This is a genomic window from Novosphingobium aerophilum, assembly GCF_014230305.1.
GTDB classification, from domain to species: domain Bacteria; phylum Pseudomonadota; class Alphaproteobacteria; order Sphingomonadales; family Sphingomonadaceae; genus Novosphingobium; species Novosphingobium aerophilum.
The window spans coordinates 1-24591 of record NZ_JACLAU010000045.1 but is presented as its reverse complement, the minus strand read 5'-3'; the positions used below and the strand labels follow the sequence as shown (position 1 = coordinate 24591).

Annotated in this window: 36 protein-coding genes; 3 read left to right on the top strand and 33 right to left on the bottom strand. The window is 67.1% G+C overall.

The features are described from left to right. Positions 1-443: 443 nt before the first annotated feature. The 24 genes from rpmD to rpsL form a co-directional block, all read right to left on the bottom strand. Positions 444-620, bottom strand: coding sequence for a 50S ribosomal protein L30 (gene rpmD, locus H7F49_RS17020; RefSeq protein WP_185684768.1), 177 nt, complete (start codon positions 618-620; stop codon positions 444-446). Positions 621-626: 6 nt separating this feature from the next. Continuing rightward, positions 627-1346, bottom strand: coding sequence for a 30S ribosomal protein S5 (gene rpsE / locus H7F49_RS17015; protein WP_185684767.1), 720 nt, complete (start codon positions 1344-1346; stop codon positions 627-629). Position 1347: 1 nt separating this feature from the next. Further along, entirely contained in the window at positions 1348-1698 is a 351-nt protein-coding gene (gene rplR, locus H7F49_RS17010; protein WP_185684766.1) for a 50S ribosomal protein L18, read from the bottom strand. Beyond that, entirely contained in the window at positions 1698-2231 is a 534-nt protein-coding gene (rplF, locus tag H7F49_RS17005; protein ID WP_185684765.1) for a 50S ribosomal protein L6, read from the bottom strand. The genes rplR and rplF overlap by 1 nt, the downstream gene beginning before the upstream one ends. Further along, the gene (rpsH, locus tag H7F49_RS17000; protein ID WP_185684764.1) at positions 2231-2626 is read right to left on the bottom strand and encodes a 30S ribosomal protein S8; all 396 of its coding nucleotides are present in this window, start codon (positions 2624-2626) and stop codon (positions 2231-2233) included. Before rpsH ends, rplF begins: the two co-directional genes overlap by 1 nt. A 10-nt stretch (positions 2627-2636) precedes the next feature. Next, positions 2637-2942 carry a 30S ribosomal protein S14 gene (gene rpsN, locus H7F49_RS16995; RefSeq protein WP_185684763.1) on the bottom strand — a complete coding sequence of 102 codons (306 nt, stop codon included), beginning with the start codon at positions 2940-2942 and terminating at the stop codon, positions 2637-2639. Between the two features lie 45 nt (positions 2943-2987). Next, positions 2988-3566, bottom strand: coding sequence for a 50S ribosomal protein L5 (gene rplE, locus H7F49_RS16990; RefSeq protein WP_185684762.1), 579 nt, complete (start codon positions 3564-3566; stop codon positions 2988-2990). After that, positions 3559-3876 carry a 50S ribosomal protein L24 gene (rplX, locus tag H7F49_RS16985; protein WP_185684761.1) on the bottom strand — a complete coding sequence of 106 codons (318 nt, stop codon included), beginning with the start codon at positions 3874-3876 and terminating at the stop codon, positions 3559-3561. The genes rplE and rplX overlap by 8 nt, the downstream gene beginning before the upstream one ends. After that, positions 3876-4244: a 50S ribosomal protein L14 gene (gene rplN, locus H7F49_RS16980; protein ID WP_185684760.1), complete on the bottom strand. Its 369-nt coding sequence runs from the start codon at positions 4242-4244 to the stop codon at positions 3876-3878. Before rplN ends, rplX begins: the two co-directional genes overlap by 1 nt. A gap of 61 nt (positions 4245-4305) precedes the next feature. Beyond that, positions 4306-4575, bottom strand: a complete 270-nt coding sequence (gene rpsQ, locus H7F49_RS16975; protein WP_185684759.1) for a 30S ribosomal protein S17 — start codon at positions 4573-4575, stop codon at positions 4306-4308. A 10-nt stretch (positions 4576-4585) separates the two neighbouring features. Beyond that, positions 4586-4789, bottom strand: a complete 204-nt coding sequence (gene rpmC, locus H7F49_RS16970) for a 50S ribosomal protein L29 (RefSeq protein ID WP_185678231.1) — start codon at positions 4787-4789, stop codon at positions 4586-4588. Then, complete coding sequence (gene rplP / locus H7F49_RS16965; protein ID WP_185678232.1) at positions 4789-5223, bottom strand: 50S ribosomal protein L16; 435 nt, start codon at positions 5221-5223, stop codon at positions 4789-4791. The genes rpmC and rplP overlap by 1 nt, the downstream gene beginning before the upstream one ends. A gap of 5 nt (positions 5224-5228) precedes the next feature. Then, positions 5229-5939 (bottom strand): 30S ribosomal protein S3, encoded by a 711-nt coding sequence (gene rpsC / locus H7F49_RS16960; protein ID WP_185684758.1) that lies wholly within the window; start codon positions 5937-5939, stop codon positions 5229-5231. A gap of 3 nt (positions 5940-5942) precedes the next feature. Further along, positions 5943-6320, bottom strand: a complete 378-nt coding sequence (gene rplV, locus H7F49_RS16955) for a 50S ribosomal protein L22 (RefSeq protein WP_185684757.1) — start codon at positions 6318-6320, stop codon at positions 5943-5945. Next, positions 6320-6598: a 30S ribosomal protein S19 gene (rpsS, locus tag H7F49_RS16950; RefSeq protein ID WP_185684756.1), complete on the bottom strand. Its 279-nt coding sequence runs from the start codon at positions 6596-6598 to the stop codon at positions 6320-6322. Before rpsS ends, rplV begins: the two co-directional genes overlap by 1 nt. Before the next feature lie 6 nt (positions 6599-6604). Then, positions 6605-7441, bottom strand: coding sequence for a 50S ribosomal protein L2 (gene rplB / locus H7F49_RS16945; RefSeq protein ID WP_185684755.1), 837 nt, complete (start codon positions 7439-7441; stop codon positions 6605-6607). A gap of 13 nt (positions 7442-7454) precedes the next feature. Continuing rightward, positions 7455-7760, bottom strand: coding sequence for a 50S ribosomal protein L23 (locus H7F49_RS16940; protein WP_185684754.1), 306 nt, complete (start codon positions 7758-7760; stop codon positions 7455-7457). Next, entirely contained in the window at positions 7753-8373 is a 621-nt protein-coding gene (gene rplD, locus H7F49_RS16935) for a 50S ribosomal protein L4 (RefSeq protein ID WP_185684753.1), read from the bottom strand. Before rplD ends, H7F49_RS16940 begins: the two co-directional genes overlap by 8 nt. Before the next feature lie 3 nt (positions 8374-8376). After that, entirely contained in the window at positions 8377-9135 is a 759-nt protein-coding gene (rplC, locus tag H7F49_RS16930; protein ID WP_185684752.1) for a 50S ribosomal protein L3, read from the bottom strand. Positions 9136-9397: 262 nt separating this feature from the next. Then, a complete protein-coding gene (gene rpsJ, locus H7F49_RS16925; protein ID WP_011444906.1) occupies positions 9398-9709 on the bottom strand; it encodes a 30S ribosomal protein S10 in 312 nt (103 codons plus the stop codon). A gap of 206 nt (positions 9710-9915) precedes the next feature. Further along, complete coding sequence (gene tuf / locus H7F49_RS16920; RefSeq protein ID WP_185684751.1) at positions 9916-11106, bottom strand: elongation factor Tu; 1191 nt, start codon at positions 11104-11106, stop codon at positions 9916-9918. Between the two features lie 93 nt (positions 11107-11199). Beyond that, positions 11200-13272: an elongation factor G gene (gene fusA / locus H7F49_RS16915; protein WP_185684750.1), complete on the bottom strand. Its 2073-nt coding sequence runs from the start codon at positions 13270-13272 to the stop codon at positions 11200-11202. Between the two features lie 123 nt (positions 13273-13395). Continuing rightward, on the bottom strand, positions 13396-13866 hold the full coding sequence (gene rpsG, locus H7F49_RS16910) for a 30S ribosomal protein S7 (protein WP_185678242.1): 471 nt from the start codon (positions 13864-13866) through the stop codon (positions 13396-13398). Between the two features lie 160 nt (positions 13867-14026). After that, positions 14027-14398 carry a 30S ribosomal protein S12 gene (rpsL, locus tag H7F49_RS16905; protein WP_169492430.1) on the bottom strand — a complete coding sequence of 124 codons (372 nt, stop codon included), beginning with the start codon at positions 14396-14398 and terminating at the stop codon, positions 14027-14029. 426 nt (positions 14399-14824) lie between these two features. Between rpsL and H7F49_RS16900 the strand changes: the two genes are divergently transcribed. Continuing rightward, complete coding sequence (locus H7F49_RS16900) at positions 14825-14986, top strand: hypothetical protein (protein ID WP_185684749.1); 162 nt, start codon at positions 14825-14827, stop codon at positions 14984-14986. Between the two features lie 165 nt (positions 14987-15151). Continuing rightward, a complete protein-coding gene (locus H7F49_RS16895) occupies positions 15152-15439 on the top strand; it encodes a DUF456 family protein (RefSeq protein WP_235982286.1) in 288 nt (95 codons plus the stop codon). A gap of 12 nt (positions 15440-15451) precedes the next feature. Here the strand turns inward: H7F49_RS16895 and H7F49_RS16890 are convergent, their stop codons facing one another. The 3 genes from H7F49_RS16890 to H7F49_RS16880 form a co-directional block, all read right to left on the bottom strand. Next, positions 15452-16237: a LysR family transcriptional regulator gene (locus tag H7F49_RS16890; protein ID WP_185684748.1), complete on the bottom strand. Its 786-nt coding sequence runs from the start codon at positions 16235-16237 to the stop codon at positions 15452-15454. Between the two features lie 44 nt (positions 16238-16281). Then, a complete protein-coding gene (gene apaG, locus H7F49_RS16885) occupies positions 16282-16680 on the bottom strand; it encodes a Co2+/Mg2+ efflux protein ApaG (RefSeq protein WP_185684747.1) in 399 nt (132 codons plus the stop codon). Between the two features lie 115 nt (positions 16681-16795). Beyond that, complete coding sequence (locus tag H7F49_RS16880; RefSeq protein WP_185684746.1) at positions 16796-18004, bottom strand: trans-sulfuration enzyme family protein; 1209 nt, start codon at positions 18002-18004, stop codon at positions 16796-16798. A gap of 350 nt (positions 18005-18354) precedes the next feature. On the opposite strand from H7F49_RS16880, the gene H7F49_RS16875 reads away from it, so the two are divergent. Next, positions 18355-19650 (top strand): phospholipid carrier-dependent glycosyltransferase, encoded by a 1296-nt coding sequence (locus H7F49_RS16875; RefSeq protein WP_185684745.1) that lies wholly within the window; start codon positions 18355-18357, stop codon positions 19648-19650. A gap of 40 nt (positions 19651-19690) precedes the next feature. On the opposite strand, the gene H7F49_RS16870 is transcribed toward H7F49_RS16875, so the two are convergent. The 6 genes from H7F49_RS16870 to H7F49_RS16845 all read right to left on the bottom strand — a co-directional run bounded on the left by H7F49_RS16870 (position 19691) and on the right by H7F49_RS16845 (position 24316). Beyond that, on the bottom strand, positions 19691-20845 hold the full coding sequence (locus H7F49_RS16870; RefSeq protein ID WP_185684744.1) for a glycosyltransferase: 1155 nt from the start codon (positions 20843-20845) through the stop codon (positions 19691-19693). A 1-nt stretch (position 20846) separates the two neighbouring features. Continuing rightward, positions 20847-21890, bottom strand: coding sequence for a 3-isopropylmalate dehydrogenase (gene leuB, locus H7F49_RS16865; protein WP_185684743.1), 1044 nt, complete (start codon positions 21888-21890; stop codon positions 20847-20849). Between the two features lie 46 nt (positions 21891-21936). Further along, entirely contained in the window at positions 21937-22539 is a 603-nt protein-coding gene (recO, locus tag H7F49_RS16860) for a DNA repair protein RecO (protein ID WP_185684742.1), read from the bottom strand. Positions 22540-22619: 80 nt separating this feature from the next. Beyond that, the gene (locus H7F49_RS16855) at positions 22620-22865 is read right to left on the bottom strand and encodes an accessory factor UbiK family protein (protein ID WP_185684741.1); all 246 of its coding nucleotides are present in this window, start codon (positions 22863-22865) and stop codon (positions 22620-22622) included. A gap of 53 nt (positions 22866-22918) precedes the next feature. After that, positions 22919-23473 carry a TspO/MBR family protein gene (locus tag H7F49_RS16850; protein ID WP_185684740.1) on the bottom strand — a complete coding sequence of 185 codons (555 nt, stop codon included), beginning with the start codon at positions 23471-23473 and terminating at the stop codon, positions 22919-22921. A gap of 93 nt (positions 23474-23566) precedes the next feature. Beyond that, positions 23567-24316 (bottom strand): TlyA family RNA methyltransferase, encoded by a 750-nt coding sequence (locus tag H7F49_RS16845; RefSeq protein WP_185684739.1) that lies wholly within the window; start codon positions 24314-24316, stop codon positions 23567-23569. Positions 24317-24591 lie beyond the last annotated feature (275 nt).

Genomic DNA, 24591 nt, shown 5'->3' with positions numbered 1-24591 from the left:
GCCTCAGAAGCAGCGGAAAACCCTTCAAACTCGCCATGATCGCAACCGTGCGGAAGCTCATCTCCATCCTCAATGCCATCGCCCGCGATGACCCGGCATTCCAAACACCATCCACGGTTGCTTGACCGGGGATCCCCCTGACCTGTTCGCGCCGCTGCCGCAGACGGCAGCAAAGCCCCGGATCAGGTCCGGGGCGACGATTGGGGATGGATGGGCTCAGGCCATTATCCTGCCCGGAAGCGGACCCGGCCCCCTCTCAACTCCGGCCCGCCACGGTGTGCCGACCCGGCGTATCGCTCTCCTGTCGCGGAGAGCGCACGACATTCAGCCTCGCCCCTGGCGCTCACCCCGCAACACTGATGGGCCAGGCCAATGGAGTCAGAACGCAAAGCGGCCCCGGGATTGCTCCCGGGGCCGCTGCAATTCCGGCACTGCGCCCGAGGTCAGTCGACCACGGCCACCATGTGCGGCAGCTTGGCGATCGCGCCGCGGACTTCGGCGGTGTCTTCCAGCTCAACGACGCGGTTCATCTTGCCCAGGCCGAGCCCGACCAGGATCTTCTTCTGGTTCTCGGGACGACGGATCGGCGAACCGATCTGCTTGATCTTGATCTTGGCCATGGTTCGTTACTCCACGATGGCTTCGGCGGCGGCTTCCGCCTCGACCGCACTGGCCCCGCCGCGACCCAGGAGGTCGGCAACCTTCTTGCCCCGACGCTGGGCGACCGACTTCGGCGAAGTCTGGTCGGTCAGCGCGTCGAAGGTGGCGCGGATCATGTTGTAGGGGTTCGAGGTGCCGACCGACTTGGTCACCACGTCAGCCACGCCGAGGCTTTCGAACACGGCGCGCATCGGACCACCGGCGATGATCCCGGTCCCGGCCGGGGCCGAACGGACGTTGACCTTGCCGGCGCCGAAGTGGCCCTTGCCGTCATGGTGCAGCGTGCGCCCTTCCTTCAGCGGAACGCGGATCATCTTCTTCTTGGCCGAAGCGGTGGCCTTGGTGATGGCTTCCGGCACTTCGCGCGCCTTGCCATGACCGAAGCCGACGCGACCCTTGCCATCGCCCACGACGACCAGCGCCGCAAAGCCGAAGCGCTTGCCGCCCTTCACCGTCTTGCTGACGCGGTTGATGTGGACGAGCTTTTCGATCAGCTCCTCGCCACCTTCCTCGTCCCCGCCACGGCCGCGACGGTTGTCGCGATCGCCACGGCCACGGCCGCCACGATCGCCGCCACGGTCACCACCGCGACCACGACCGCGACCACGACCTTCCCGGGCATCGCCTTCGGGTGCACCGGCCTCGACGGCGGCGACTTCGGTTTCCTGGTTGGTTTCGTCAGCCATCTTAGAACTCCAGCCCGCCTTCACGCGCGGCATCAGCCAGCGCCTTGACGCGGCCATGGAAGAGGAAGCCGCCGCGATCGAACACGACGGAGGTCACGCCGGCCGCCTTGGCGGCTTCGGCCAGGGCCTTGCCCACCTCGGCAGCGACAGCCACCGTCGCGCCCGGGCCCTTCGAGCCCTTGGTCAGCGACGAAGCGGCGACCAGCGTGCGGCCGGCGGCATCGTCGATGATCTGCGCGTAGATGTGACGGCCGGAACGGTGCACCGACAGCCGCGGACGGCCACCGGCGCGCGCCTTCAGCGCGGTGCGGACGCGCCGGCGACGGCGCTCGAACAGGGAGAGCTTGGCCATTACTTCTTCTTCCCTTCCTTGCGGAAGATGTACTCGCCGCGGTACTTGATGCCCTTGCCCTTGTACGGCTCGGGCTTGCGCCAGCGACGGATCTCGGCGGCAACCTGGCCAACCTTCTGCTTGTCGATCCCCGTGATCTCCACCGTGGTGTTGTCCGGGGTCTTGATCTCGATGCCTTCCGGCACCGGGAAATCGACATCGTGGCTGTAGCCGAGCTGCAGCTTCAGGTTGCGGCCCTGCGCGTTGGCACGGTAGCCGACGCCGGTGATCTCGAGCACCTTGGTGTAGCCTTCGCTGACACCGGTGACGAGGTTCGAGACCAGCGTGCGCTGCATGCCCCAGAAGGCCCGCGCCTGCTTGGTGTCGTTGGCCGGCTTCACGAGGATGCTGTCCGCTTCCACCGTGTAGCTGATCTCGTCACGCAGGGTCAGCGTGAGGGTGCCCTTGGGGCCCTTCACGGTCAGGACGCCATCCGCGATGGCGGCGGTGACACCACCCGGGATCGCGACCGGCTTCTTGCCGATGCGGCTCATCAGAACACCTCCGCCAGCACTTCGCCGCCGACGTTCTGGGCGCGGGCCTCGGCATCCGAGAGCACGCCCTTGGGCGTCGAGACGATGGTGATGCCAAGGCCGTTGCGCACCACCGGGAGTTCCTTCGAACCCGAGTAGACGCGGCGGCCCGGCTTGGAGACGCGAGCGACGTGCTTGATCGCCGGCTCGCCTTCGAAATACTTCAGCTCGATGCGCAGCTGCGGGTGGGCGCCGGTGGCGTCCTCCGTGTAGCCGCGGATATAGCCTTCACGCTGCAGCACTTCGAGCACGCGGGCGCGGAGCTTCGAAGCCGGCGAGAGGACGGAGTCCTTCTTCGCCTGCTGGCCGTTGCGGATGCGGGTGAGCATATCACCCAGGGGATCGGTCAATGCCATCGCCGTTTCCTTACCAGCTCGACTTCGTCACGCCCGGGATCATGCCCTTGTTGGCAAGGTCCCGCAGCTCAACGCGGCAAAGGCCGAACTTGCGATAGTAGCCGCGCGGGCGGCCGGTGGTGTTGCAGCGGTTGCGCACGCGGGTGGGATTCCCGTTGCGCGGCACCTCGGCCAGCTTCAGGCGGGCGATCAGCCGCTCGGTCTCGTCGAGCGACTTGTCGTTGGCCTGGGCCTTGAGCGCGGCATACTTGGCTGCGTACTTCTCAACGAGCTTCTTGCGACGCTCGTTCTTGTTGATCGAACTCAGTTTCGCCATGGACTTAAGCTCTTTCCTTAAATCTCGGGAGGGCAGCGAGGGGCCTTAGGCCGCCTGCTTCTGCTCGGCTTCCTGCGGGAACGGGAAACCGAACAGGCGAAGCAGCTCGCGCGCCTCGTCGTCGGTCTTGGCGGTGGTGGTGACGATGATGTCCATGCCGCGCACCTTGTCGATCTGGTCGTAGCTGATCTCCGGGAAGATGATCTGCTCCTTCAGGCCCATGGCATAGTTGCCACGGCCGTCGAACGACTTGGGGTTCAGGCCACGGAAGTCGCGGATGCGGGGCATCGCGACGGTCACCAGGCGGTCGAGGAACTCGTACATCCGCTCACGGCGCAGGGTCACCTTGCAACCGATCGGCATGCCTTCACGCAGCTTGAACTGCGCGATCGACTTCTTCGCCTTGGTGATCACCGGCTTCTGGCCAGCGATCAGCTCCATTTCCGCCGCGGCGGTCTGGACCTTCTTCTTGTCCTGGCTGGCCTCGCCCACGCCCATGTTGAGCGTGATCTTCTCGAGCCGCGGGATCTCCATCGCGTTCTTGTAGCCGAACTTGGCCTGCATCGCCTTCGCGATCTCGGCGTCGTACTTCGTCTTCAGACGCGGAACGTACTTGTCAGCCATCGATGGTCTCCCCGGACTTCACGGCCACGCGGACCTTCTTGCCATCGCGCTCCTCGAAGCGGACGCGGGTCGGCTTGCCGTCCTTGTCGGCGATCGCGACCTTCGAGATCGCCATCGGCGCCTCGCGGCGGTCAATCCCGCCCTGCGGGTTGGTCTGGGTGGGCTTGCGGTGACGGGCGGCGATGTTCACCCCCGCGACCACGACCTTGCCATCCTTCGGCAGGACCTGGAGGACGGTGCCGGTGCGGCCCTTGTCCTTGCCCGAGCGAACGACGACGCTGTCGCCCTTCTTGATCTTGGCGGCAGCCATCACAGCACCTCCGGCGCGAGCGAGATGATCTTCATGAAGCCCTTGGCGCGCAATTCGCGGACCACGGGGCCGAAGATGCGGGTGCCGATCGGCTCTTCGTTCTTGCCGACCAGCACGGCGGCGTTGCTGTCGAAGCGGATCACCGACCCGTCGGGACGACGGACGTCCTTGCGGGTGCGGACGATCACGGCGCGGTGCACGTCGCCCTTCTTGACGCGGGCACGCGGCTGCGCCTCCTTGATCGACACCACGATGATGTCGCCGACGCCGGCCGTGCGACGCTTAGACCCGCCCAGCACCTTGATGCACTGGACGCGCTTCGCGCCGCTGTTGTCCGCGACGTCGAGATTGGATTGCATCTGGATCATGGATCCGGTTCCTTCTCAATGGCTTGCCGGAACAAGTCCGGCAGTTCCAAAATCGCTGTTCTTAGACTTCGGCTTCCAGCGCCGCGGTCTTGCCCGCCGTGACCCGCTCGATCACCTTCCAGGTCTTGAGCTTGGAATAGGGAGCGGTTTCCTCGATGCGGACGACCTCACCGGTGTGGTAGGCGTTCGCCTCGTCGTGGGCGTGGTACTTCTTCGAGCGACGGATGATCTTCCCGTAGAGGGGGTGCTTCACCTTACGCTCGACCTTCACGACCACGGTCTTGTCGGTCTTGTCGGAGACGATGGTCCCGATGAGAATACGCTTGGGCATCGTTGGCTCCTTACGCCTTGGCCGACTGAGAACGCTCAGTCTGCAGCGTCTTGATGCGGGCGATGTCACGGCGCACTTCCTTGATGCGCGCCGGACGCTCGAGCTGGTTGGTCGCAGCCTGGAAGCGGAGGTTGAACGCCTCCTTCTTGAGATCCGCCAGATCAGCCGTCAGCTGGTCGTCGGTCTTGGCGCGCAGATCGCTGATCTTGGCCATTATTCGCCTCCGAGGTGCGAGGTGTCGCCCAGGCGGGCAACGACCTTGGTCTTGATGGGCAGCTTCATCGCGGCGCGGCTGAACGCCTCCGCGGCGAGCGGACCGGCCACCCCGTCGAGCTCGAACAGGATGCGACCCGGCTTCACGCGGGCAGCCCAGTATTCGATCGAACCCTTGCCCTTGCCCTGACGGACTTCGGCGGGCTTCTTGGTCACCGGCACGTCCGGGAACACGCGGATCCACAGGCGCCCCTGGCGCTTGATGTGACGCGTGATCGCGCGGCGGGCCGCTTCGATCTGACGGGCGGTGATCCGCTCCGGCTCAAGGGCCTTCAGGCCGTAGGAGCCGAAGTTCAGGTCCGAGCCACCCTTGGCCAGGCCATGGATGCGGCCCTTGAAGGCCTTGCGGAACTTGGTCTTTTTCGGTTGCAGCATGGCTCTTAGTTCCTGCGATCATCGCGCGCCGGGCGCACGCCCGAGGTCTGCGATTCCAGCATCAGACGGTCCTGCGCCATCGGATCGTGGCCCAGGATCTCACCCTTGAAGACCCAGACCTTGATCCCGATCACGCCATAGGTGGTGTGGGCTTCGGCCTCGGCATAGTCGATGTTGGCGCGCAGGGTGTGCAGCGGCACGCGGCCTTCGCGATACTGTTCGACGCGGGCGATTTCGGCGCCGCCAAGACGACCGCCGCAGACCACCTTGATGCCTTCGGCACCCAGACGCATGGCCGACTGCATCGCGCGCTTCATCGCGCGACGGAAGGCGATGCGGCGGATGAGCTGGTCGGCGATGCCCTGGGCGACGAGCTTGGCGTCGATTTCCGGCTTGCGGATCTCAACGATGTTCAGCTTCACGTCGCTGTCGGTCATCTTCGACAGCTGCGAACGCAGCTTCTCGATGTCCGCGCCCTTCTTGCCGATGATCACGCCCGGACGGGCGGCATAGATCGACACGCGGCACAGCTTGGCCGGACGCTCGATCACCACCTTCGAGATCGCTGCCTGCGGCAGGGTCGCGATGATGAACTTGCGGATCTTGAGATCCTCGGCCAGCAGCTTGCCGTAGGACTTGCCTTCGGCGTACCAGCGGCTGTCCCAGGTCCGGTTGATCTGGAGGCGCAGGCCGACGGGGTTGCTCTTGTGACCCATAACTCAGGCCTCCTCGACTTCGCGCACCACGATCCGCAGCCGCGAGAACGGCTTGAGGATGCGGGTCGACTTGCCGCGGCCACGGGTGTGGAACCGCTTCATGGTGATCGACTTGCCAACGCTCGCTTCGGCCACCACCAGGGCGTCGACGTCGAGGTTGTGGTTGTTCTCGGCATTGGCGATCGCCGAAGCGAGCACCTTGCGCGCGTCAACCGCCATCGCCTTCTTCGAGAAGGCCAGGATGTTGAGCGCCTCTTCAGCCTTCTTGCCGCGGATCAGACCGGCGACGAGGTTGAGCTTCTGGGCCGAGCCGCGGATCTGCGTGCCAACCGAAAGCGCTTCCTTGTCACCAACGCGACGGGGGGACTTTTCCTTGCCCATTAGCGCTTGCCCTTCTTGTCAGCGGCGTGGCCGGGGAACGTGCGCGTCGGCGCGAATTCACCAAGCTTGTGGCCGACCATCTCTTCCGAGACGGACACCGGGATGAACTTGTGGCCGTTGTAGACGTTGAACGTCAGGCCGACGAACTGCGGCAGGATCGTCGAACGACGCGACCAGGTCTTGATCGGACCAGCGCGCGAACCGGCGTCCTGCGCGACTTCGGCCTTCTTCAGCAGGTGCAGGTCGACGAACGGACCCTTCCAGACGGAACGTGCCATGGTCGCTTACCTCTTCTTCTTCGCGTGGCGCGACCGGATGATCATGCCATCGGTGCGCTTGTTGTGGCGGGTCCGGGCGCCCTTGGTCGGCTTGCCCCACGGGGTGACCGGGTGACGGCCGCCCGAGGTCCGGCCTTCACCACCGCCGTGCGGGTGGTCGACCGGGTTCTTGGCGACGCCGCGGGTCAGCGGACGCTTGCCCAGCCAGCGGTTGCGACCGGCCTTGGCCAGGTTCTGGTTGCCGTTGTCGGGGTTCGAGACGGCGCCCACGGTGCCCATGCAGTCACCGCGCAGGTAGCGCTGCTCGCCCGAGTTCAGGCGGACGATGACCATGCCGCGGTCACGACCGACGAGCTGGACGTAGGTCCCGGCCGAACGGGCGATCTGCCCGCCCTTGCCCGGCTTCATCTCCACGTTGTGGATGATGGTGCCGACCGGCATCTGCGACAGCAGCATCGCGTTGCCCGGCTTCACGTCGGTCTTCTCGCCGGCGATCACCTGATCGCCCACGCCGAGGCGCTGCGGCGCGAGGATATAGGCCTGCTCGCCATCCTCGTACTTGACCAGCGCGATGAACGCGGTGCGGTTGGGGTCATATTCGAGCCGCTCGACGGTGGCCGACATGTCCCACTTGCGACGCTTGAAGTCGATGAAGCGGTACTTCTGCTTGTGGCCGCCGGCGATGCCGCGCGAGGTGACGTGGCCCTTGTTGTTGCGGCCGCCGGTCTTGCGCTTGCCTTCGGTCAGCGCCTTGACGGGCTTGCCCTTCCACAGGGACGACTTGTCGACCAGGATCAGGCCACGGCGGGCCGGGCTGGTCGGGTTATAGCTCTTGAGTGCCATGGTGCTGCGCGCCTCAGATACCGCTGGTGACGTCGATCGACTGGCCGGCGGCCAGGGTCACGACAGCCTTCTTGACGTCCGAACGCTTGTAGGGCTTGCCCTTCCAGCGCTTGGTCTTGCCCTTCTGGGTCAGGGTGTTCACGCCGACGACCTTGACGTCGAACAGCGCTTCCACCGCGGCCTTGATCTCCGGCTTGGTCGCCTTGTCGGCCACCTTGAAGACCACGGCATTGTGCTCCGAGAGCAGCGTCGACTTTTCGGTGATGTGGGGAGCCACGATCACATCGTAGTGACGCACGTCGATTGCCGACTTAGCCATTGAAACGCGCCTCCAGCTTTTCGACAGCGGCGCGCGTCAGCACCAGCGTATCATGCTTCAGGATGTCGTAGACATTGGCGCCGACGGCCGGAAGGACGTTGATGCCGATGAGGTTGCGGGCAGCCTTGGCGAAGTTGTCGTTCACCGCGTCACCGTCGATCACCAGCACCTTCTTGCCGAAGCCCGCCTTGGCGAGTTGGCCGGCCAGCGTCTTGGTCTTGCCGTCGGTGTCGAGGCCGCTCAGCACGACCAGGCCGTTCTGGGCCTTGGCCGAGAGCGCCATCTTCAGACCGAGCGCACGGACCTTCTTGTTCAGCGAGATGTTGAACTCGCGGACCCGGGGGCCGTGGGCCTTGCCGCCGCCGATGAAGATCGGGGCCGCGCGGTCGCCGTGACGGGCGGTGCCGCCACCCTTTTGGCGGCCGAACTTCTTGCCGGTGCGGGCAACGTCCGAACGCTCACGCGCCTTGCGGGCGATGCCACGACGGTTTTCCAGCTGCCAGGTTACGACGCGGTGGAGGATATCGGCGCGCGGTTCGAGACCGAACACGGCATCCGACAGCTCGACGTCGCCCGCGGCGCTACCGTCCAGATTGAGGACCTGAACCTTCACGACTTAGCCCTCCTGGCCTTCGGTCGACTCGACAGCCGCGACGTCTTCCGCCGGGGTGTCGGCCGGAGCCGCATCGTTGTTGTTGGCGACCTGCTTCAGGCCGGCGGGATAAGGCGCTTCCGCGTGGCGCGAGACCTTGACGGCGTCGCGGACCAGCAGCCAGGCGTTCTTCGAACCGGGGACCGAGCCCTTGACGAAGATCAGACCGCGCTCATCGTCGGTGCGGACGATCTCGAGGTTCTGCTGGGTGCGCTGACGGTCGCCCATGTGGCCGGCCATCTTCTTGTTCTTGAACACGCGGCCCGGATCCTGGCGGTTGCCGGTCGAACCGTGGGCGCGGTGGGTGATCGACACGCCGTGGGTGGCGCGCATACCGCCGAAGCCCCAGCGCTTCATCGCACCGGCAAAGCCCTTGCCCTGGGTCTGGCCGGTGATGTCGACCAGCTGGCCGGCGACGAAGTGCGACGCGGCGATGGTCGAGCCGACTTCCAGCACGGCATCATCGGCCACGCGGAATTCGGCGACCTGCGCCTTCAGCGGAACTTCGGCCTTGGCGAAATGTTCGCGCTGCGGCTTGGCGACGTTCTTCTGCTTGGCCTCGCCGGCACCGAGCTGAACCGCGACGTAACCGTCACGCTCCGCGGTGCGGACCGAAACCACCTGGCAGTCTTCCAGCGACAGGACGGTCACCGGCACATGCCGTCCGTCTTCGTGGAAAAGGCGGGTCATCCCCACCTTCTTAGCGATCACGCCGGTACGCATGATCCGTTCTCCTCACAGAGGCCCATGGGGACCATCCCCAGGGGCGTGTTCGGCCCAATGTGTGAAGCATGCCCCGTCCGGGCCGAGTGCCACCATTCGCCGCGAGGCTCGCGGTGGCGAGACGGGGGACGCTGCCCGGCCCATGCGATCCGAGGATCAGGCCGGAGGTATCCCTATGTCCGTGCGGGGAGACCCCGCAAAGCCCGGCCGAAGCCGGGAGAGATGTGAACCCGAGGGTTCGAAACTTTCGTCGGTCAGTCGCTTACGCGAGCTTGATCTCGACGTTCACGCCGGCAGCCAGGTCGAGCTTCATCAGCGCGTCGACGGTGGCGGCGTTGGGCTGCACGATGTCGAGCAGCCGCTTGTAGGTGCGGACTTCGAACTGCTCACGCGACTTCTTGTCGATGTGCGGCCCGCGGTTGACGCAGAACTTCTCGATCCGCGTCGGGAGCGGAATGGGGCCCCGGATGAGCGCGCCAGTGCGGCGGGCGGTGTCCGCGATTTCGCCGGTCGCCTGATCGAGCACGCGATGGTCGAACGCCTTGAGGCGAATGCGGATATTCTGAGCTTCCATGTCCACTACCAATGAGAAAGAGCGACGGCGCCAACACGCCGTCGTCCTGAACTTGTTTCAGGACCCATCTTGCCTTCGGAGCCGCAGCCCGATCCGGAAGAATGGATGCTGAAACGAGTTCAGCATGACGATCGCCTTAGCGTCGCTGATTGAACAAAAACCGGCCGGCGGGAAGAGCGAATCTCCCCGCCGGTGCGCGGCCTATATTACTTGGTGATCTTGCTGACAACCCCCGAACCGACGGTCCGGCCACCCTCGCGGATAGCGAAGCGGAGACCCTCGTCCATGGCGATCGGCGCGATCAGCTTGACGGCCAGGGTGACGTTGTCGCCCGGCATCACCATCTCGGTGCCCTCGGGGAGGATGACCTCGCCGGTGACGTCGGTGGTGCGGAAGTAGAACTGCGGGCGGTAGTTGGCGAAGAACGGCGTGTGACGGCCACCTTCGTCCTTCGACAGCACGTAGACCTCGGCCGAGAACTCGGTGTGCGGCTTGACCGAACCGGGCTTGCAGAGGACCTGGCCGCGCTCAACGTCTTCACGCTTGATGCCGCGGACCAGCGCGCCGATGTTGTCGCCGGCTTCACCCTGGTCGAGCAGCTTGCGGAACATTTCGACGCCGGTGACGGTGGTCTTCTGGGTGTCCTTCAGACCGACGATCTCGACTTCCTCGCCAACCTTGACGATGCCGGTCTCGACGCGGCCGGTCACGACGGTGCCGCGACCCGAGATCGAGAACACGTCTTCCACCGGCATCAGGAACGGCTTGTCGGTCGGACGCGGCGGCTGCGGGATGTAGGCGTCGACGGCGGCCATCAGCTCGTTGATCGAGTTCTTGCCGATCTCGTCGTTGCGGCCTTCCAGAGCGGCCAGGGCCGAACCCTTGACGATCGGAATATCGTCGCCCGGGAAGTCGTACGACGACAGCAGCTCGCGGACTTCCAGCTCGACGAGCTCGAGGATTTCCGGATCGTCGACCTGGTCGACCTTGTTCATGTAGACGACCAGGGCCGGCACGCCGACCTGGCGGGCGAGCAGGATGTGCTCGCGGGTCTGCGGCATCGGGCCGTCAGCGGCGTTCACGACCAGGATCGCGCCGTCCATCTGGGCGGCACCGGTGATCATGTTCTTCACGTAGTCGGCGTGGCCCGGGCAGTCGACGTGCGCGTAGTGGCGGTTGGCGGTCTCATACTCGACGTGGGCGGTCGAGATGGTGATGCCGCGCTCGCGCTCTTCCGGAGCCTTGTCGATGTTGGCGTAGTCGGTGAAGGTCGCGCCGCCGGTTTCGGCGAGGACCTTGGTGATCGCGGCGGTCAGCGTGGTCTTGCCGTGGTCGACGTGACCGATGGTGCCGATGTTGCAGTGCGGCTTGGTCCGCTCAAACTTAGCCTTAGCCATTGTTCAAACCTTCTTCTCAGATGTGTGCAGATTGCTGCGGGAAAAGGACGGCACCCGCTGAATCAGGCGCCGCCCCTAATGGCATCCGTGTTCTTATGCAAGCTTCGCCTTGAGCTCGGTCGCGACGTTCGCCGGGACCTCGTCGTAGTGATCGAAGAACATGGAGTAGTTCGCGCGGCCCTGGGTGAACGAGCGGAGCTGGTTCACGTAGCCGAACATGTTGGCCAGCGGCACCATGGCGGTGACGGCCTGGGCATTGCCGCGGGTGTCGGTGCCCTGGATCTGGCCGCGCCGCGAGTTGATGTCGCCGATCACGTCGCCGAGGTATTCCTCGGGGGTGATCACCTCGACCTTCATGATCGGCTCGAGCAGCTTGATCCCCGCCTTCTGGGCCGCTTCGCGCATCGCGCCGCGGGCACAGATTTCGAAGGCCAGCGCCGACGAGTCGACGTCGTGGTACGCGCCGTCATAGAGCAGGACCTCGAAGTCGATGATCGGGAAGCCGATCAGCGAACCCGTGGCAGCCGTCTCGCGGAAGCCCTTCTCGATCGCAGGGATGTATTCCTTCGGAATGTTGCCGCCCTTGATCTCGTCCTTGAAGACGAAGCCCGAACCGCGCTCACCCGGGGTCAGCTTGACCTTGACGCGACCGAACTGGCCGGTGCCGCCCGACTGCTTCTTGTGGGTGTGGTCCAGATCGACCGGCTTGGCCAGGTATTCGCGGTAAGCCACCTGCGGCGCACCGACGTTGGCTTCGACCTTGAACTCGCGACGCATGCGGTCGACGAGGATTTCCAGGTGAAGCTCGCCCATGCCCTTGATGATGGTCTGGCCGGATTCGTGGTCGGTCGAAACGCGGAACGAGGGATCCTCGGCCGAGAGACGGTTGAGCGCGATGCCCATCTTCTCCTGGTCGGCCTTGGTCTTCGGCTCCACCGACAGTTCGATCACCGGCTCGGGGAATTCCATCCGCTCGAGAATGATCGGCTGCTTTTCCGAGCACAGCGTGTCGCCGGTGGTGGTCTCCTTCAGACCCGCGAGCGCGACGATGTCACCGGCATAGGCGACCTCGATGTCCTCGCGGTTGTTGGAGTGCATCAGCAGCATGCGGCCGACCTTCTCCTTCTTGTTCTTCACCGAGTTCAGGTAGCTGCCCTTGGTCAGCGTGCCCGAATAGATGCGGGTGAAGGTCAGCGAGCCGACGAAGGGATCGTTCATGATCTTGAACGCCAGCGCCGAGAACGGCGCGTCGTCGGCGGTCGGACGGCTGTCCGGCTCGTCGGTGTCGGGGTTGATGCCCTGCACGTCCTCGATGTCGAGCGGCGAGGGCAGATAGTCCACGACCGCATCGAGCAGGCACTGCACGCCCTTGTTCTTGAACGCCGAGCCGCACAGCACCGGAACGAAGGCCTGGCCCAGCGTGCCCTTGCGGATCAGCGCCTTCAGGGTCGCCACGTCGGGCTCGTTGCCCTCGAGGTAGGCTTCCATCGCCTCGTCGTCCTGCTCGACGGCGAGCTCGATCAGCTTGTTGCGATAGTCGGCGGCCTCGTCGGCGAGGTCGGCCGGGATCTCTTCGTAGAAGAACTCGGCACCCAGCGATTCATCCTTCCAGATGATCGCGCGCTGCTCGACCAGATCGACCAGGCCCTTGAAATCGCTTTCGGCGCCGATCGGCAGGTACAGGACCGCCGGGGTCGCGCCGAGACGGTCGATGATCGTCTGGACGCAGTACTTGAAGTTCGCGCCGGTGCGGTCGAGCTTGTTGATGAAGCACATCCGCGGCACGTTGTACTTGTCGGCCTGGCGCCACACGGTCTCCGACTGCGGCTCCACGCCGGCCACGCCGTCGAACGCGGCAACCGCGCCGTCGAGCACGCGCAGCGAACGCTCGACCTCGATGGTGAAGTCCACGTGACCGGGGGTGTCGATGATGTTCAGGCGGTGGTCCTGCCAGAAGCAGGTGGTCGCGGCCGAGGTGATCGTGATGCCACGCTCCTGCTCCTGCTCCATCCAGTCCATGGTCGCGGCGCCGTCATGGACTTCGCCGATCTTGTAGGACTTGCCGGTGTAGTAAAGGATGCGTTCGGTCGTGGTGGTCTTGCCGGCGTCGATGTGCGCCATGATGCCGAAGTTGCGATAGCGCTCGAGCGGATGGCTGCGGGCCATGGGAGGTTCCTTAGGGGTTCAGGGAGAGAGCGGTTGCGGGCCGCCCTGCCCATATGGTTACCAATGTGACCGTTTAAAGACAGGGGGCGGCGCCGGCGGAGACCGGCGCCCACCCCCGGACGCTTACCAGCGGTAGTGGCTGAACGCGCGGTTGGCGTCGGCCATGCGGTGCGTGTCTTCCCGCTTCTTCACCGCGTTGCCGCGGTTGTTGGCGGCATCGAGCAGCTCGCCCGACAGGCGCGCGGCCATGGTCGTTTCCGAACGGTTGCGCGCGGCGGTGATCAGCCAGCGGATCGCCAGGGCCTGGGCACGCTCGGGGCGGACTTCCACGGGAACCTGGTAGGTCGCACCACCGACGCGGCGGCTGCGGACCTCGATCTGCGGCTTCACGTTGTTCAGCGCATCGTGGAACAGCTGCAGCGGATCGGCCTTGGCGCGGGTCTGCATGGTGTCGAGCGCACCGTAGACGATGCTTTCGGCAACCGACTTCTTACCGTCGAGCATGAGGTTGTTCATGAACTTCGACAGGACCTGATCCCCGAACTTCGGATCCGGCAGGATTTCCCGCTTCTCGGGACGACGACGACGTGACATCGCAAATTCCTTCTCGTTCTACCGTGGCCGGTTTTCGGGAGAGCGTCATCCCAGTGAAGGCTGGGACCTCTCTCGTCCGGACGCGACGGCGATCAATCCAACGTTTCCCCAGGCCGCCGGAGATCCCGGCCTGCGCCGGGATGACGGCCTGACAGGGCCGTCACTTCGGACGCTTGGCGCCGTACTTCGAGCGCGACTGCTTGCGGTCCTTGACACCCTGGGTGTCGAGCACGCCGCGCAGCACGTGATAGCGCACGCCCGGAAGGTCGCGCACACGGCCGCCGCGGATCAGCACCACCGAGTGCTCCTGCAGGTTGTGGCCTTCGCCGGGGATGTACGAGATGACCTCGCGGCTGTTGGTCAGGCGGATCTTGGCGACCTTGCGAAGCGCCGAGTTCGGCTTCTTCGGGGTGGTCGTGTAGACGCGGGTGCAGACGCCACGCTTCTGCGGGTTCTGCTCCATCGCCGGGACCTTGGACTTGGCCTTCTGCGGCTCGCGACCCTTGCGGATCAGCTGGTTGATCGTGGGCATGAAGTGCTCTTCACCTGTGTTGTGGCAGCCGGGTGGCCAAGGTGAAGGCAGGGCCTCACAGGCACGGCGCGAACGGCCCGGAGGGCGGTTCGGGACAGGGCCGGTGAGCCGAAACGCTCCACCCGTGACGCCAGGTCGCCGGGTTACTTTGACGGATTACGCGGGACAGGCCCGCACGCACCGGCAATGTTCAGCTCTCGCACGGGACGGCATGCCGCCCGCGGAAGTGCGCGCCCCTATAGGCAAAGCCGGGCGCGGTCAAGCCTGCCCGCTGAGCGGACCTTGCCGCGGAGTTGAGCGGACTTTGCTCCGGAACGGCATCCGGATTGCGCCGGGCTGCGGAAACCTCCCTGCCCCGGCGCGTTGTCCCCTTACAGTCCCGACCGGGGTGATTCCATCCCGCCGGGCGGCAGAGGAGACCAGACCATGAAGGATCAGGACGGCAAGGGCCGCAAGCCGGGCGACCGGCAACAGCAGGGCGGCAGCCCATCCAGCGGCCAGCCCAGCCAGAGCGAAAGCGATCGCAACCGCAAGGGCAGCGCGCAGCCGGGCGGCAGCAAGGATGGTTCGGACAAGCAGCAACGCTAGCCGCTTGACCGGCGCATCCACCTAAACAGAACAGGCTCTAAGGCGCAGCCCGTCGCAGATGTGGCCCTGCTCCCCGTGGAGTGGGGCCACATCTGCTTTGCAACCGGGCCATTGCCCGCCACCACGGGAGTCCGGGGGCAAACCGGATGGAGCAGACCCAAGATGATGACTCACAATCCCCGCCCCTCTGCCACGGCCCGCATGGCCCTTGCGGGAGCGCTCGCCGTCCTGCTGCTGGGCGCATCCGCCCCGGCCGAGGCGCGCGGCTGCAAGCGGCTCAACAAGACCGAAGGCGCGGTGCTCGGCACCGTTGCGGGCGGTGTGCTCGGCAAGGTGATCGCGGGCGGGACCGGTGGCGTGCTGGTGGGCGCCGCGGCCGGTGGCGTCGCCGGGCACGAGATCGCCCGCACCAAGTACAACCGCCACTGCTGGCGATCGTCGCGCCGGCGCTGAGGCCGGGCGTCCTCAGCCGGTCAGCGCGGCGACCAGCGCCTTGACCTTCTTTTGCCGCCATTGCGGCAGCGGAGCGACCAGCCAGTAGCCGCGGCGGACCTCTTCCGGTTCGCTGCGGACCACCGTCGCGTCGGGCGGGAGGGCCGCGGCCAGCAGGTGCGGCACCCGCGCCCGGCCCAGCCCGCTGCGCGCCGCGGACAGGGCCTGACCCGCATCCGCGACATGGACCGGCGGCGCGTCCGGATCGTCGGCGCCGGCCGGGGCCGGATCGCCCGGCCACGAGATCCACGGTCCTTCCCCCACCACCACGCTCAGCGGCGGCGCCAGCGGCACACCTTCCAGGTCCCCCGGGCCCTCGGCCCAGCGCACGGCCAGATCGAGGTTGGCCTCGGTGAAGTCCGCAGTCTCGCCATCGACGATGACATAGCGCACCTCGGGATTGGCCTCGCGATAGGCCGCCAACCGCGGCGCCAGCCAGGCGGCAAAGACGTCGCGCGGGGCGGCAATGGTGAAGACATGGCTGGCCTGCCCGGCCTGCATCGCCCGCACCGCGTCCTCGAAATGGAGGAAGCCGGTGCGCAGCGGCTCAAGCCCGGCCGCGGCCTCGTCGGTCAGCTCCAGCCCCTTGGAGGTGCGGCGGAACAGGACCACGCCCAGCAGGTCCTCCAGCGCGCGGATCTGCTGGCCGACGGCCGCCGGGGTCACCGCCAGCTCGTCGGCGGCACGGGTGAAGGACAGGTGCCGGGCCGCGGCATCGAACACGCGCAGGGCGTTGAGCGGCAGGTGGGTGCGCTTCATGCCCCTGCTCTAGCCCCGGTCCCGGCGGGCGGCAATCGTTGCGGTCAACCGGCCGTGGCGGGGGCCGCGAGGGGGAAGAACGGGATCGCCGCCTGGAACAGCGAACCATCGGCGCGCTGGAAGGTGTAGTATCCCTCCATCGACCCGTGCGGAGTGGCCAGCGGGCAGCCCGAGACGTAGTCATGGCTGGCGCCCGGGCGCAGCACCGGCTGTTCGCCCACCACCCCGTCTCCCTCGACCACGGCGACATCGCCGTTCCCGTCCGTGATCCGCCAGTGCCGGGTGAGCAGTTGCACCGGCTGGTCCGATTCGTTCTCGATCCGGATATGATAGACCCAGAACCACTTGCCGGCTTCGATGCGGGACTGTTCCGGCAGGAAATTCACCGCCACGCGGACCGTGACCCCGCTGGTGAGCGCCGCATGCTGAAACAGCTCTTTCATGGCGCCCATAGGTAACCTCTTCGCTGCCCTCGGCAAACCCCTTTCGCGCGGAAGCGGTTCCCGTGGCCCAAGGGGCAGGCCCCGGTCTGGCCGGGTCCGCCCGCCCGCTGTCGGATCAGAGCCCGGCGGCGGTCAGGGCCTGGTCCAGGTCCTCGATCAGGTCCTGCGGATCCTCCAGCCCCACGTTCAGCCGCAGCATGCCGTCGCCCACGCCCATCGCGGCGCGGCCCTCGGGCCCCATGTTGTGGTGGGTGCTGGTGGCCGGGTGGCACATCAACGAACGGGAATCGCCGATGTTGTTGGAGATATCGATCAGCTTCAGCGCGTCGAGCAGGGCCCAGGCCTGATCGCGGCCGCCGTCGAGCACGAACGCGAAGATCGCGCCCGATGCCTTCATCTGCGACCGGGCCAGATCGTACTGCGGATGGCTGGCCAGGCCCGGGTGCAGCATCACCGGCACGCGGCTTTCGATGAAGCGGCCCACCTCCAGCGCGTTCTGGCTCTGCCGCTGGACGCGCAGGTCCAGCGTCTCCAGCCCCTTCAGCACCACCCAGGCGTTGAACGGCGACAGGTTGGGCCCGGTGTTGCGCTGGAACGGCAGCAGCTTGTCGTTGATGAACTCGGCCGACCCGCAGACCGCTCCGGCCAGCACGCGGCCCTGCCCGTCCATCAGCTTGGTCGCCGAATAGGCCACCACGTCGGCCCCGAAATCGAGCGGGCGCTGCAGCGCCGCGGTGCAGAAGGCATTGTCCACCACGGTGGTGATGCCATGGGCGCGGGCCAGCCCGTTGACGAAGGTCATGTCGACGATGTCCATCGTCGGGTTGGCCGGGGTTTCGTAGAAGAACACCTTGGTGTTGGGGCGGATGGCCGCTTCCCAGGCGGCATTGTCGCGCGAATCGATCACCGTGCCCTCGATCCCGAAGCGCGGCAGCAGGCTGTCGACCAGCCAGCGGCACGATCCGAACGCGGCCTTGGCGGCGACGATATGGTCTCCGGCGGAGAGCTGGCACAGCAGCGCGGCGGTCATCGCCGCCATGCCGGTGGCCTGGGTGCGGCAAGCCTCGGCGCCTTCCATCAGCGCGATGCGCTCTTCCAGCATGGCCACGGTCGGGTTCTGCAGGCGGGAATAGGTCATCCCGTCCTGCTCGCCGGCAAAGCGCGCCGCGACGGTCGCCGCGTCGTCGTAAGTGTAGCCCGAGGAGAGGAACAGCGCCTCGCTGGTCTCGCCATGCTCGGACCGCCAGGTGCCCCCGCGCACGGCCTGAGTGGCCGGGCGCCAGTTGCGCGTGATCGAGCGGTCCTGTCCGGTGGTCTTCTTCATGTGCGCCGCCTTAGGATTTGGCGGGGTTGAGGGCAATAGCAAGGGCCGACCGCTTGCGCCTGGGAATGGACTTGAAATCCCGCTCTGGTTCCGCACCCAACCCCGCTCAGCCTGAGCCTGTCGAAGCATGTCCTGAGCTTCGCCGAAGGGGCCATGCGCCGTCAGCGGCCCCACACTCCCGCGACCGGGCCTCAGAGCGGAGAGGCTGCGAACACCAAGCTCATCCGCCCCGCGTGGGCTTCGACAGGCTCAGCCTGAGCGGGGTTTCGGGATGCCCGATCATTTGCCATGCGGCTCCCCCAAGGCCGGCGCTTGCGCCGCCCCGCCCTGCCCCGCTATCGCCCGGGGCGATGTTCAAGCTTTCGTTCCCCGCGCCGCAGCGCGACCGCGATCCGCTGGCGATCTGCGCCGCCATCGCGATCGCCTTCCTGGTGCTGCTGTGGCAGCGCCTGCACCTGCCGACGCGGATCTATTTCGACGAGGTCCACTATGTGAAGGCCGCGCGCGAACTGCTGCTGATGGCCCGGCCGAAGAATCCCGAACACCCGCTGGTCGCCAAGGAATTCATCGCCGCGGCCATCTGGCTGTTCGGGGATACCCCGCAATCGTGGCGGCTGTTTCCGGCCCTGTTCGGTTCGCTGGGCCTGTTCGCCTTCAGCCGGGCGCTGTGGCTGGCCAGCGGACGGGCCTTCGCCACGGTGGCCGGAACGCTGCTGCTCGCCACCGACTTCCTGTGGTTCGTGATGAGCCGGATCGCCATGCTCGACATGATCATGGCCGGCTTCGCCATGCTGGCCCTGTGGATGCTGGCCGGCGCCGTGCGATGGCCGGGGCAGGCGCGGCTGCGGCTGGTGCTGGCGGGTGTGTTCCTGGGCCTGTCGCTGGGGGCGAAGTGGAGTGTGCTGGCCACGGCCATGCTGCCGGGCCTGGCCTTTCTGGTGCTGCGCCTGCGCCAGCACGGCCGCCGCTTCCTGCTCGCCACCGATGGCGCACCGATCCCCGGGATCAGCCTGGCCGAAGCCGGCTTGTGGCTCGGCACCCTGCCGCTGCTGGTCTATTTCGCCAGCTTCATGCCGGCGTTCTTCTATGCCGAGCGTCCGGTCGATCCGCTGCATCTGGTCGAATACCAGGGCTACATGCTGAAGCTGCAGCATTCGGTGGTGAAGCCGCACCCCTATCAATCGGTCTGGTGGCAATGGGTGCTGGATATCCGGGCGATCTGGTTCCTCTACGAAAAGATCGACGGCGTGCAGCGCGGAGTCCTGCTGCTGGGCAATCCGTTCTCGCTGCTCGCCGGGCTGCCGGCGCTGGGCTGGTGTCTGTGGGCGGGCTGGCGGCAACGGCGGATGGACGCGCTCGCGGCGGCGCTGTTCTATCTGACCGCGATCGGCATGTGGGTGGCCAACGGCAAGCCGATCCAGTTCTTCTACCACTACCTGCTGCCGAGCACGTTCCTGATGGCCGGGCTGGCGCTGGCTCTCGATGCGCTGTGGCACCGGCCGGACCGCTGGCGCTGGGCCGCGCCTGCCGCGCTCGCCCTGTCGCTCGCGCTGTTCGCGTGGTTCCTGCCGATCCTCTCGGCGGCGGCGCTGTGCTGCGGCAAGCCCAGCTACCAGGCCTGGATGTGGCTGCCGACCTGGCGTTGAAACAGTCGCCCTGTCGTCTCGCCCGGACCGGCGGCTGTGCTCAGTACCGTCCCCAGACGAATTTCGAGCTGAGCGCGAAGTTCCACACCGATCCCAGCACGATGCCGATCAGCACCGCCGCCACGTCGTGGAAGCCCATCGCCTTGAGCGCCGCAGCCGAGCCGACATTGGTCAGCAGGCCGAGCGAACAGGTCAGGGCGAACTTGGCCCAGCCGCGCAGCAGCGGCGCGAAGCCGCGCAGCCGCTTGTCCGAATAGGTCAGCTCGTTGTTGACCACGAAGTTGAACGACATCGCGGTCACCGCCGCCAGGGTGTTGGCGATGTTGAAGGTCGTGTTGTCGGACCAGTGGCCGTATACGAACCGCTCGCCGAAGACGACGTGCAGCAGCAGCCACAAGGCGCCGAACTGCACCCCGACGCCCATCGCGCCGACCGTGCCGAACAGGGCGAAGCGGGTCGGGATGTAGCGGCCCAGCCACTTGTCGTAGAGCCCGACCAGGAACTCGAACACGACCGTCCGGTCCAGCTTGCTCTCACCCTCGGCGCGGGCGGCGAAGTTCATCGGGAACTCCTTGATCCGCAGCGGCTCGTCGACCGTGGCGAGGATGTCGAGCAGGATCTTGAAGCCCACGCCCGACAGCCGGCTGGCGTCCTTGCGGAGGATTTCGGTCGGCAGCATGAAATAGCCGCTCATCGGGTCGGACAGGGTCACCCCCGTCACCTTGCGCGCCAGCCGGTTGGCCAGGCCCGAAGCCTTGACCCGGTCCGGGCGGCCCCATTCCTCGGTGCTGGCGCCTTCGGCGAAGCGGCTGGCATAGGCCAGGTCATAGTCACCGCTGCGCAGCGCCGCGAGCATGCCCGGCAGCAGGGCCGGATCGTGCTGGTGATCGGCATCCATCACCGCGACCATGGGGGCTGAGGTGGCGCACATGCCCTCGATCGCGGCGGAGGAGAGCCCGCGCCGGCCGATCCGTTGCAACACCCGCACCCGCCGGTCCTCACGCGCGACCGCGCGGGCCTCGTCGGCGGTGCCGTCCGGACTGTTGTCGTCCACCACGATGACTTCCCAGGCGATGCCCTGGAGCGCGGTGTCGAGCCGTTCGATCATCGAACGCAGGTTGCCGCGTTCGTTGTAGGTGGGCAGGACGATGCCCAGCTCGATCGGAGCGGGGAGGACGATGGCGGGCGCGTTCATCTCACAGCCTCCCCAGCACGGCATCACCGATCGCCGTGGTGCCGTAGGTCCCGCCCAGGTCCCCGCCGAACACGCCATCGGCCAGGGCCGCCGCGACCGCCGCCTCGATCCGCGCGGCTTCCGCCTCGCGCCCGAAGGAATGGCGCAGCAGCATGGCGGCAGACAGGATTGTCGCCATCGGGTTGGCCTTGCCCTGCCCGGCAATGTCGGGCGCGGAGCCGTGGATCGGCTCGTAGAGGCCCTTGGTCCCCTCGGCCATCGAGGCCGAGGCGAGCAGCCCGATCGACCCGACGCACATCGAGGCCTGGTCCGACAGGATATCGCCGAACAGGTTGCCGGTGACGACCACGTCGAACTGCCCGGGACTCTTGACGAGCTGCATTGCGGCATTGTCGACGTACATGTGGCTGAGCTCGACATCGGGGTACTCGGCCGCGACCTCGATCATCACGTCGCGCCACACCTGCGAGGTTTCCAGCACGTTGGCCTTGTCGACCGAGCACAGCCGGCCCTTGCGTCCGCGCGCGGCCTTGAACCCGACATGGGCGATCCGCCGCACTTCGCTTTCGGCATAGGCCATCATGTCCCAGCCCTGCCGCTCGCCATTGTCCAGCGTGCGGATGCCCTTCTCACCGAAGTAGACGTCGCCGTTCAGCTCGCGCACGATCAGCAGGTCGATCGCGCCGGCGACTTCCGGCCGCAGCGCCGAGTGATCCTCCAGCCCGGGGAAGACCCGCGCCGGGCGCAGGTTGGCGAACAGCCCCAGCGCCTTGCGCAGGCCCAGGATCGCCTGTTCGGGACGCAGATGGCGCTCCAGATGATCGCATTCGAAATCGCCGACCGCGCCGAACAGGATCGCGTCGGCCGCGCGCGCGATTTCCAGCGTCGCCTCGGGCAGCGGGTGGCCATGCTTGCGCCAGGCTGCGCCGCCCACGTCGCCCTCGACCAGCTCGAGCCCGGGCAGATCGAGCGCCTGCAGCACCCGCACCGCCTCATGCGTGACTTCCGGACCGATGCCGTCACCGGCGAACACCGCAATCTTCATCGTGACCCTGCCTTGTTCAACCCTGCGCCGGCGGACCGCAGCCCGATCAGGCGATCCGCCCCAGCCGCTCCCGCAGCACGGCGCGCGCCGCCATAACATCGCCGCCGCTTTCGGCAAGCGCATAGCGCGCGATCAGCGGGCCGATCCGGTCGAGCGTGGCCAGGTCCGCCGCGACATCCGCGCCCGGCGGCGGCGGGGCCCCGCCGCCATAGCCCAGCTCGCGCAGGAGCAAGGCCTCGAAGGCCACCAGCCCCGGCAGCCAGCCCCGCGCCGACGGGGCATGGCACACGGCATCCAGCAGCGCGGTCAGCGCCTGGTGGAGCGAGGGGTAGGCCTGGCGTTCGGGCAGGGCCGCCGCGGTCAGCGCGGTGATCCAGGCCAGCGCGGCGGCAGGCAACGGCTCGGCCAGGAATGGCGCGCGGCTGGTCATCAGCTCGATCCGGGCGAAGGGCAACTGGCTGTCCGACCGGGCGCGCAGCTCGGCCATGACCGTGTTGCCGGGGATCAGCACCGGACGAAGCTGCCGCCCGCGCCCGCCCGCGACATAAGCGGCGACCATACCCTGCCGCTCGGTCAGCAGCCGCACGATCACCGCGGTCTCGCCGTGCGGGCGGACGGCGCAGACGATCGCGGGGGCGGAAAACTGCATGGGTCAGGCTGTGGCGCGCACCGGCGGGTCTGGCAAGAGCGGCGCGCGACCCGGAAAGTGCCCGGGGATGGGGCGCCGGTTCAGCCCTGCTTCGCTTCCAGCGCGGCAATGCGGGCCTTGAGCGCCTCGACCTCGTCGCGCGCCTTGGCAGCCATGTCCTTAACCGCGTCGAATTCCTCGCGGCTGACGAAATCCAGCCCGCCCATCGCCTCGCGGAAACGCTCGCGCGCGGCGTCGCGCGCCTCGCGTCCCATGCCGGCAAAGGTGCCCGCGGCGCTGTTCAGCACCTTGGCGAAATCGGAGAGAAGGGGGTTGTCGCTTTGCATGGGCCTTACATGGGAATGGCGTGGCGGGCTTGCAAGCCTCCGCCGCGCGAAGCTCAGAACTGGACCCGGGTGACCGCGCTCGGCGAAGGGGCGCCATCGGCGGCCGGGTTCAGCGCCAGGAACTGCCAGTTCAGCACGCTGGCGAACAGCACCCAGGCCAGGTAGGGCGCCAGCAGCACCGCCGCACCGGGCCGCACGCGCCAGAACAGCGCCATGGTCACGGCGACGGCGGCGGCCAGCGCGACGATGATCCAGAACGCGATCGAGATATGGTGGAGCGCGAAGAACACCGGGCTCCACGACAGGTTCACCGCCAACTGGAGCGCGAACATGCCGAGCGCGATCCCCCGCCCGGGCGCACCGCGCGAGGCGGCGACCCAGGCCGCCGCCAGACCCATCAGGACATAGAGGATCGACCAGACGATCCCGAACAGCGCGGGCGGCGGGTAAATCCCGGGCTTGGCCAGGGCATCGAACCAGGCATTGCCCGGCCCACCGTTGACCGCCCGCCCGGACGCAAAGCCGAGCAGCACCACCAGGGGCACCAGCACCAGCGCCCAGCGCAGAAACGACGCTCTGAGCTGACCGGAAGACGCAAGCTGGTTCATGACACCTCGCACAACACGCCGATTCGGCGGACCCCGGCCGGATATTGGCGTCCCCTGCGGCGGCTGGCAACTTTAAGCAGAAACGAACAGAACTTAATCCGTTGTGGTTAGGTCTGTGCTCTGATCGTGAGAGGGATCGCGCGAGGCCCAGACCAGAAATTCGACATTACCTTCCGGCCCCTTGATCGGACTCTCGACCAGGCCGCGCACGATCCACCCCGCCTGCTCCAGCCAGTCGCGCACCTCGCCGCAGACCCGCTGGTGCAACGCGGGATCGCGCACCACCCCGCCCTTGCCCACCTCGGCCCGGCCCACTTCGAACTGCGGCTTGATCAGCGCCACCAGCGTGCAACGCGGCGCGGCCAGGCGCAGCGGCACGTCCAGCACCTTGCCCAGGCCGATGAAGCTGGCATCGCAGACCACCCAGTCGCAGGGCGCGTCGATCAGCGCCGGGGTGAGCACGCGGGCGCTGGTCTGCTCCAGCACGGTGACGCGTGGATCCTGCCGCAGCTTCCATGCGAGCTGGTTGGTGCCCGAATCCACCGCAAAGACCCGCGCCGCGCCCTTGGTCAACAGAACGTCGGTGAAGCCCCCGGTGGAACTGCCGATGTCCATGGCCACGGCTCCGGCCGGATCGAGCGCGAAGTGATCGATCGCGTGGGCCAGCTTGATCCCCCCGCGCGACACCCAGGGATGATCGCGCCCGCGCACCTCCAGCGGGGCCTCGGCGGCGAGGGCCTGGCCGGGCTTGGCGATCTTGCTCTCGCCGCTGAACACCACCCCGGCCAGGACCAGCGCCTGGGCGCGGGTGCGGCTTTCGGCGAGGCCGCGGTCAACCAGCATCTGGTCCACGCGCACTTTCGACGCGGGCTTGCCGGGCGCTCGGGCCGCCTTTTCGGCAGGACGGGAGGATTGCGGGTCGGCCATGGGAGCGGGGCTGCACTGCGGGGTTGTCTCGGGCGCCCGCCTCATTCCATACCGGGAGGATGAAGGCAAACCGCGTCTCTTGCGCCGGTCTGGCGCTGGCCCTGCTCGGCGGCTGTGCCGGTCCGGCGAACCCGCCCCCGCCCGCTGCGCCGCCCCCGGCGCCGCGCCCGGTCGCCCCGCCGCCGCCCGCC

What these genes read in the sequence shown, in the direction of transcription:
- rpmD (WP_185684768.1), bottom strand. Translation starts at nt 620, where the DNA reads ATGGCCAAGATCAAGATCAAGCAGATCGGTTCGCCGATCCGTCGTCCC.
- rpsE (WP_185684767.1), bottom strand. Translation starts at nt 1,346, where the DNA reads ATGGCTGACGAAACCAACCAGGAAACCGAAGTCGCCGCCGTCGAGGCC.
- rplR (WP_185684766.1), bottom strand. Translation starts at nt 1,698, where the DNA reads ATGGCCAAGCTCTCCCTGTTCGAGCGCCGTCGCCGGCGCGTCCGCACC.
- rplF (WP_185684765.1), bottom strand. Translation starts at nt 2,231, where the DNA reads ATGAGCCGCATCGGCAAGAAGCCGGTCGCGATCCCGGGTGGTGTCACC.
- rpsH (WP_185684764.1), bottom strand. Translation starts at nt 2,626, where the DNA reads ATGGCATTGACCGATCCCCTGGGTGATATGCTCACCCGCATCCGCAAC.
- rpsN (WP_185684763.1), bottom strand. Translation starts at nt 2,942, where the DNA reads ATGGCGAAACTGAGTTCGATCAACAAGAACGAGCGTCGCAAGAAGCTC.
- rplE (WP_185684762.1), bottom strand. Translation starts at nt 3,566, where the DNA reads ATGGCTGACAAGTACGTTCCGCGTCTGAAGACGAAGTACGACGCCGAG.
- rplX (WP_185684761.1), bottom strand. Translation starts at nt 3,876, where the DNA reads ATGGCTGCCGCCAAGATCAAGAAGGGCGACAGCGTCGTCGTTCGCTCG.
- rplN (WP_185684760.1), bottom strand. Translation starts at nt 4,244, where the DNA reads ATGATCCAGATGCAATCCAATCTCGACGTCGCGGACAACAGCGGCGCG.
- rpsQ (WP_185684759.1), bottom strand. Translation starts at nt 4,575, where the DNA reads ATGCCCAAGCGTATTCTCATCGGGACCATCGTCTCCGACAAGACCGAC.
- rpmC (WP_185678231.1), bottom strand. Translation starts at nt 4,789, where the DNA reads ATGGCCAAGATCAGCGATCTGCGCGCCAAGACCGACGACCAGCTGACG.
- rplP (WP_185678232.1), bottom strand. Translation starts at nt 5,223, where the DNA reads ATGCTGCAACCGAAAAAGACCAAGTTCCGCAAGGCCTTCAAGGGCCGC.
- rpsC (WP_185684758.1), bottom strand. Translation starts at nt 5,939, where the DNA reads ATGGGTCACAAGAGCAACCCCGTCGGCCTGCGCCTCCAGATCAACCGG.
- rplV (WP_185684757.1), bottom strand. Translation starts at nt 6,320, where the DNA reads ATGGGCAAGGAAAAGTCCCCCCGTCGCGTTGGTGACAAGGAAGCGCTT.
- rpsS (WP_185684756.1), bottom strand. Translation starts at nt 6,598, where the DNA reads ATGGCACGTTCCGTCTGGAAGGGTCCGTTCGTCGACCTGCACCTGCTG.
- rplB (WP_185684755.1), bottom strand. Translation starts at nt 7,441, where the DNA reads ATGGCACTCAAGAGCTATAACCCGACCAGCCCGGCCCGCCGTGGCCTG.
- H7F49_RS16940 (WP_185684754.1), bottom strand. Translation starts at nt 7,760, where the DNA reads ATGGCTAAGTCGGCAATCGACGTGCGTCACTACGATGTGATCGTGGCT.
- rplC (WP_185684752.1), bottom strand. Translation starts at nt 9,135, where the DNA reads ATGCGTACCGGCGTGATCGCTAAGAAGGTGGGGATGACCCGCCTTTTC.
- rpsJ (WP_011444906.1), bottom strand. Translation starts at nt 9,709, where the DNA reads ATGGAAGCTCAGAATATCCGCATTCGCCTCAAGGCGTTCGACCATCGC.
- tuf (WP_185684751.1), bottom strand. Translation starts at nt 11,106, where the DNA reads ATGGCTAAGGCTAAGTTTGAGCGGACCAAGCCGCACTGCAACATCGGC.
- fusA (WP_185684750.1), bottom strand. Translation starts at nt 13,272, where the DNA reads ATGGCCCGCAGCCATCCGCTCGAGCGCTATCGCAACTTCGGCATCATG.
- rpsG (WP_185678242.1), bottom strand. Translation starts at nt 13,866, where the DNA reads ATGTCACGTCGTCGTCGTCCCGAGAAGCGGGAAATCCTGCCGGATCCG.
- rpsL (WP_169492430.1), bottom strand. Translation starts at nt 14,398, where the DNA reads ATGCCCACGATCAACCAGCTGATCCGCAAGGGTCGCGAGCCGCAGAAG.
- H7F49_RS16900 (WP_185684749.1), top strand. Translation starts at nt 14,825, where the DNA reads ATGAAGGATCAGGACGGCAAGGGCCGCAAGCCGGGCGACCGGCAACAG.
- H7F49_RS16895 (WP_235982286.1), top strand. Translation starts at nt 15,152, where the DNA reads ATGACTCACAATCCCCGCCCCTCTGCCACGGCCCGCATGGCCCTTGCG.
- H7F49_RS16890 (WP_185684748.1), bottom strand. Translation starts at nt 16,237, where the DNA reads ATGAAGCGCACCCACCTGCCGCTCAACGCCCTGCGCGTGTTCGATGCC.
- apaG (WP_185684747.1), bottom strand. Translation starts at nt 16,680, where the DNA reads ATGAAAGAGCTGTTTCAGCATGCGGCGCTCACCAGCGGGGTCACGGTC.
- H7F49_RS16880 (WP_185684746.1), bottom strand. Translation starts at nt 18,004, where the DNA reads ATGAAGAAGACCACCGGACAGGACCGCTCGATCACGCGCAACTGGCGC.
- H7F49_RS16875 (WP_185684745.1), top strand. Translation starts at nt 18,355, where the DNA reads ATGTTCAAGCTTTCGTTCCCCGCGCCGCAGCGCGACCGCGATCCGCTG.
- H7F49_RS16870 (WP_185684744.1), bottom strand. Translation starts at nt 20,845, where the DNA reads ATGAACGCGCCCGCCATCGTCCTCCCCGCTCCGATCGAGCTGGGCATC.
- leuB (WP_185684743.1), bottom strand. Translation starts at nt 21,890, where the DNA reads ATGAAGATTGCGGTGTTCGCCGGTGACGGCATCGGTCCGGAAGTCACG.
- recO (WP_185684742.1), bottom strand. Translation starts at nt 22,539, where the DNA reads ATGCAGTTTTCCGCCCCCGCGATCGTCTGCGCCGTCCGCCCGCACGGC.
- H7F49_RS16855 (WP_185684741.1), bottom strand. Translation starts at nt 22,865, where the DNA reads ATGCAAAGCGACAACCCCCTTCTCTCCGATTTCGCCAAGGTGCTGAAC.
- H7F49_RS16850 (WP_185684740.1), bottom strand. Translation starts at nt 23,473, where the DNA reads ATGAACCAGCTTGCGTCTTCCGGTCAGCTCAGAGCGTCGTTTCTGCGC.
- H7F49_RS16845 (WP_185684739.1), bottom strand. Translation starts at nt 24,316, where the DNA reads ATGCTGGTTGACCGCGGCCTCGCCGAAAGCCGCACCCGCGCCCAGGCG.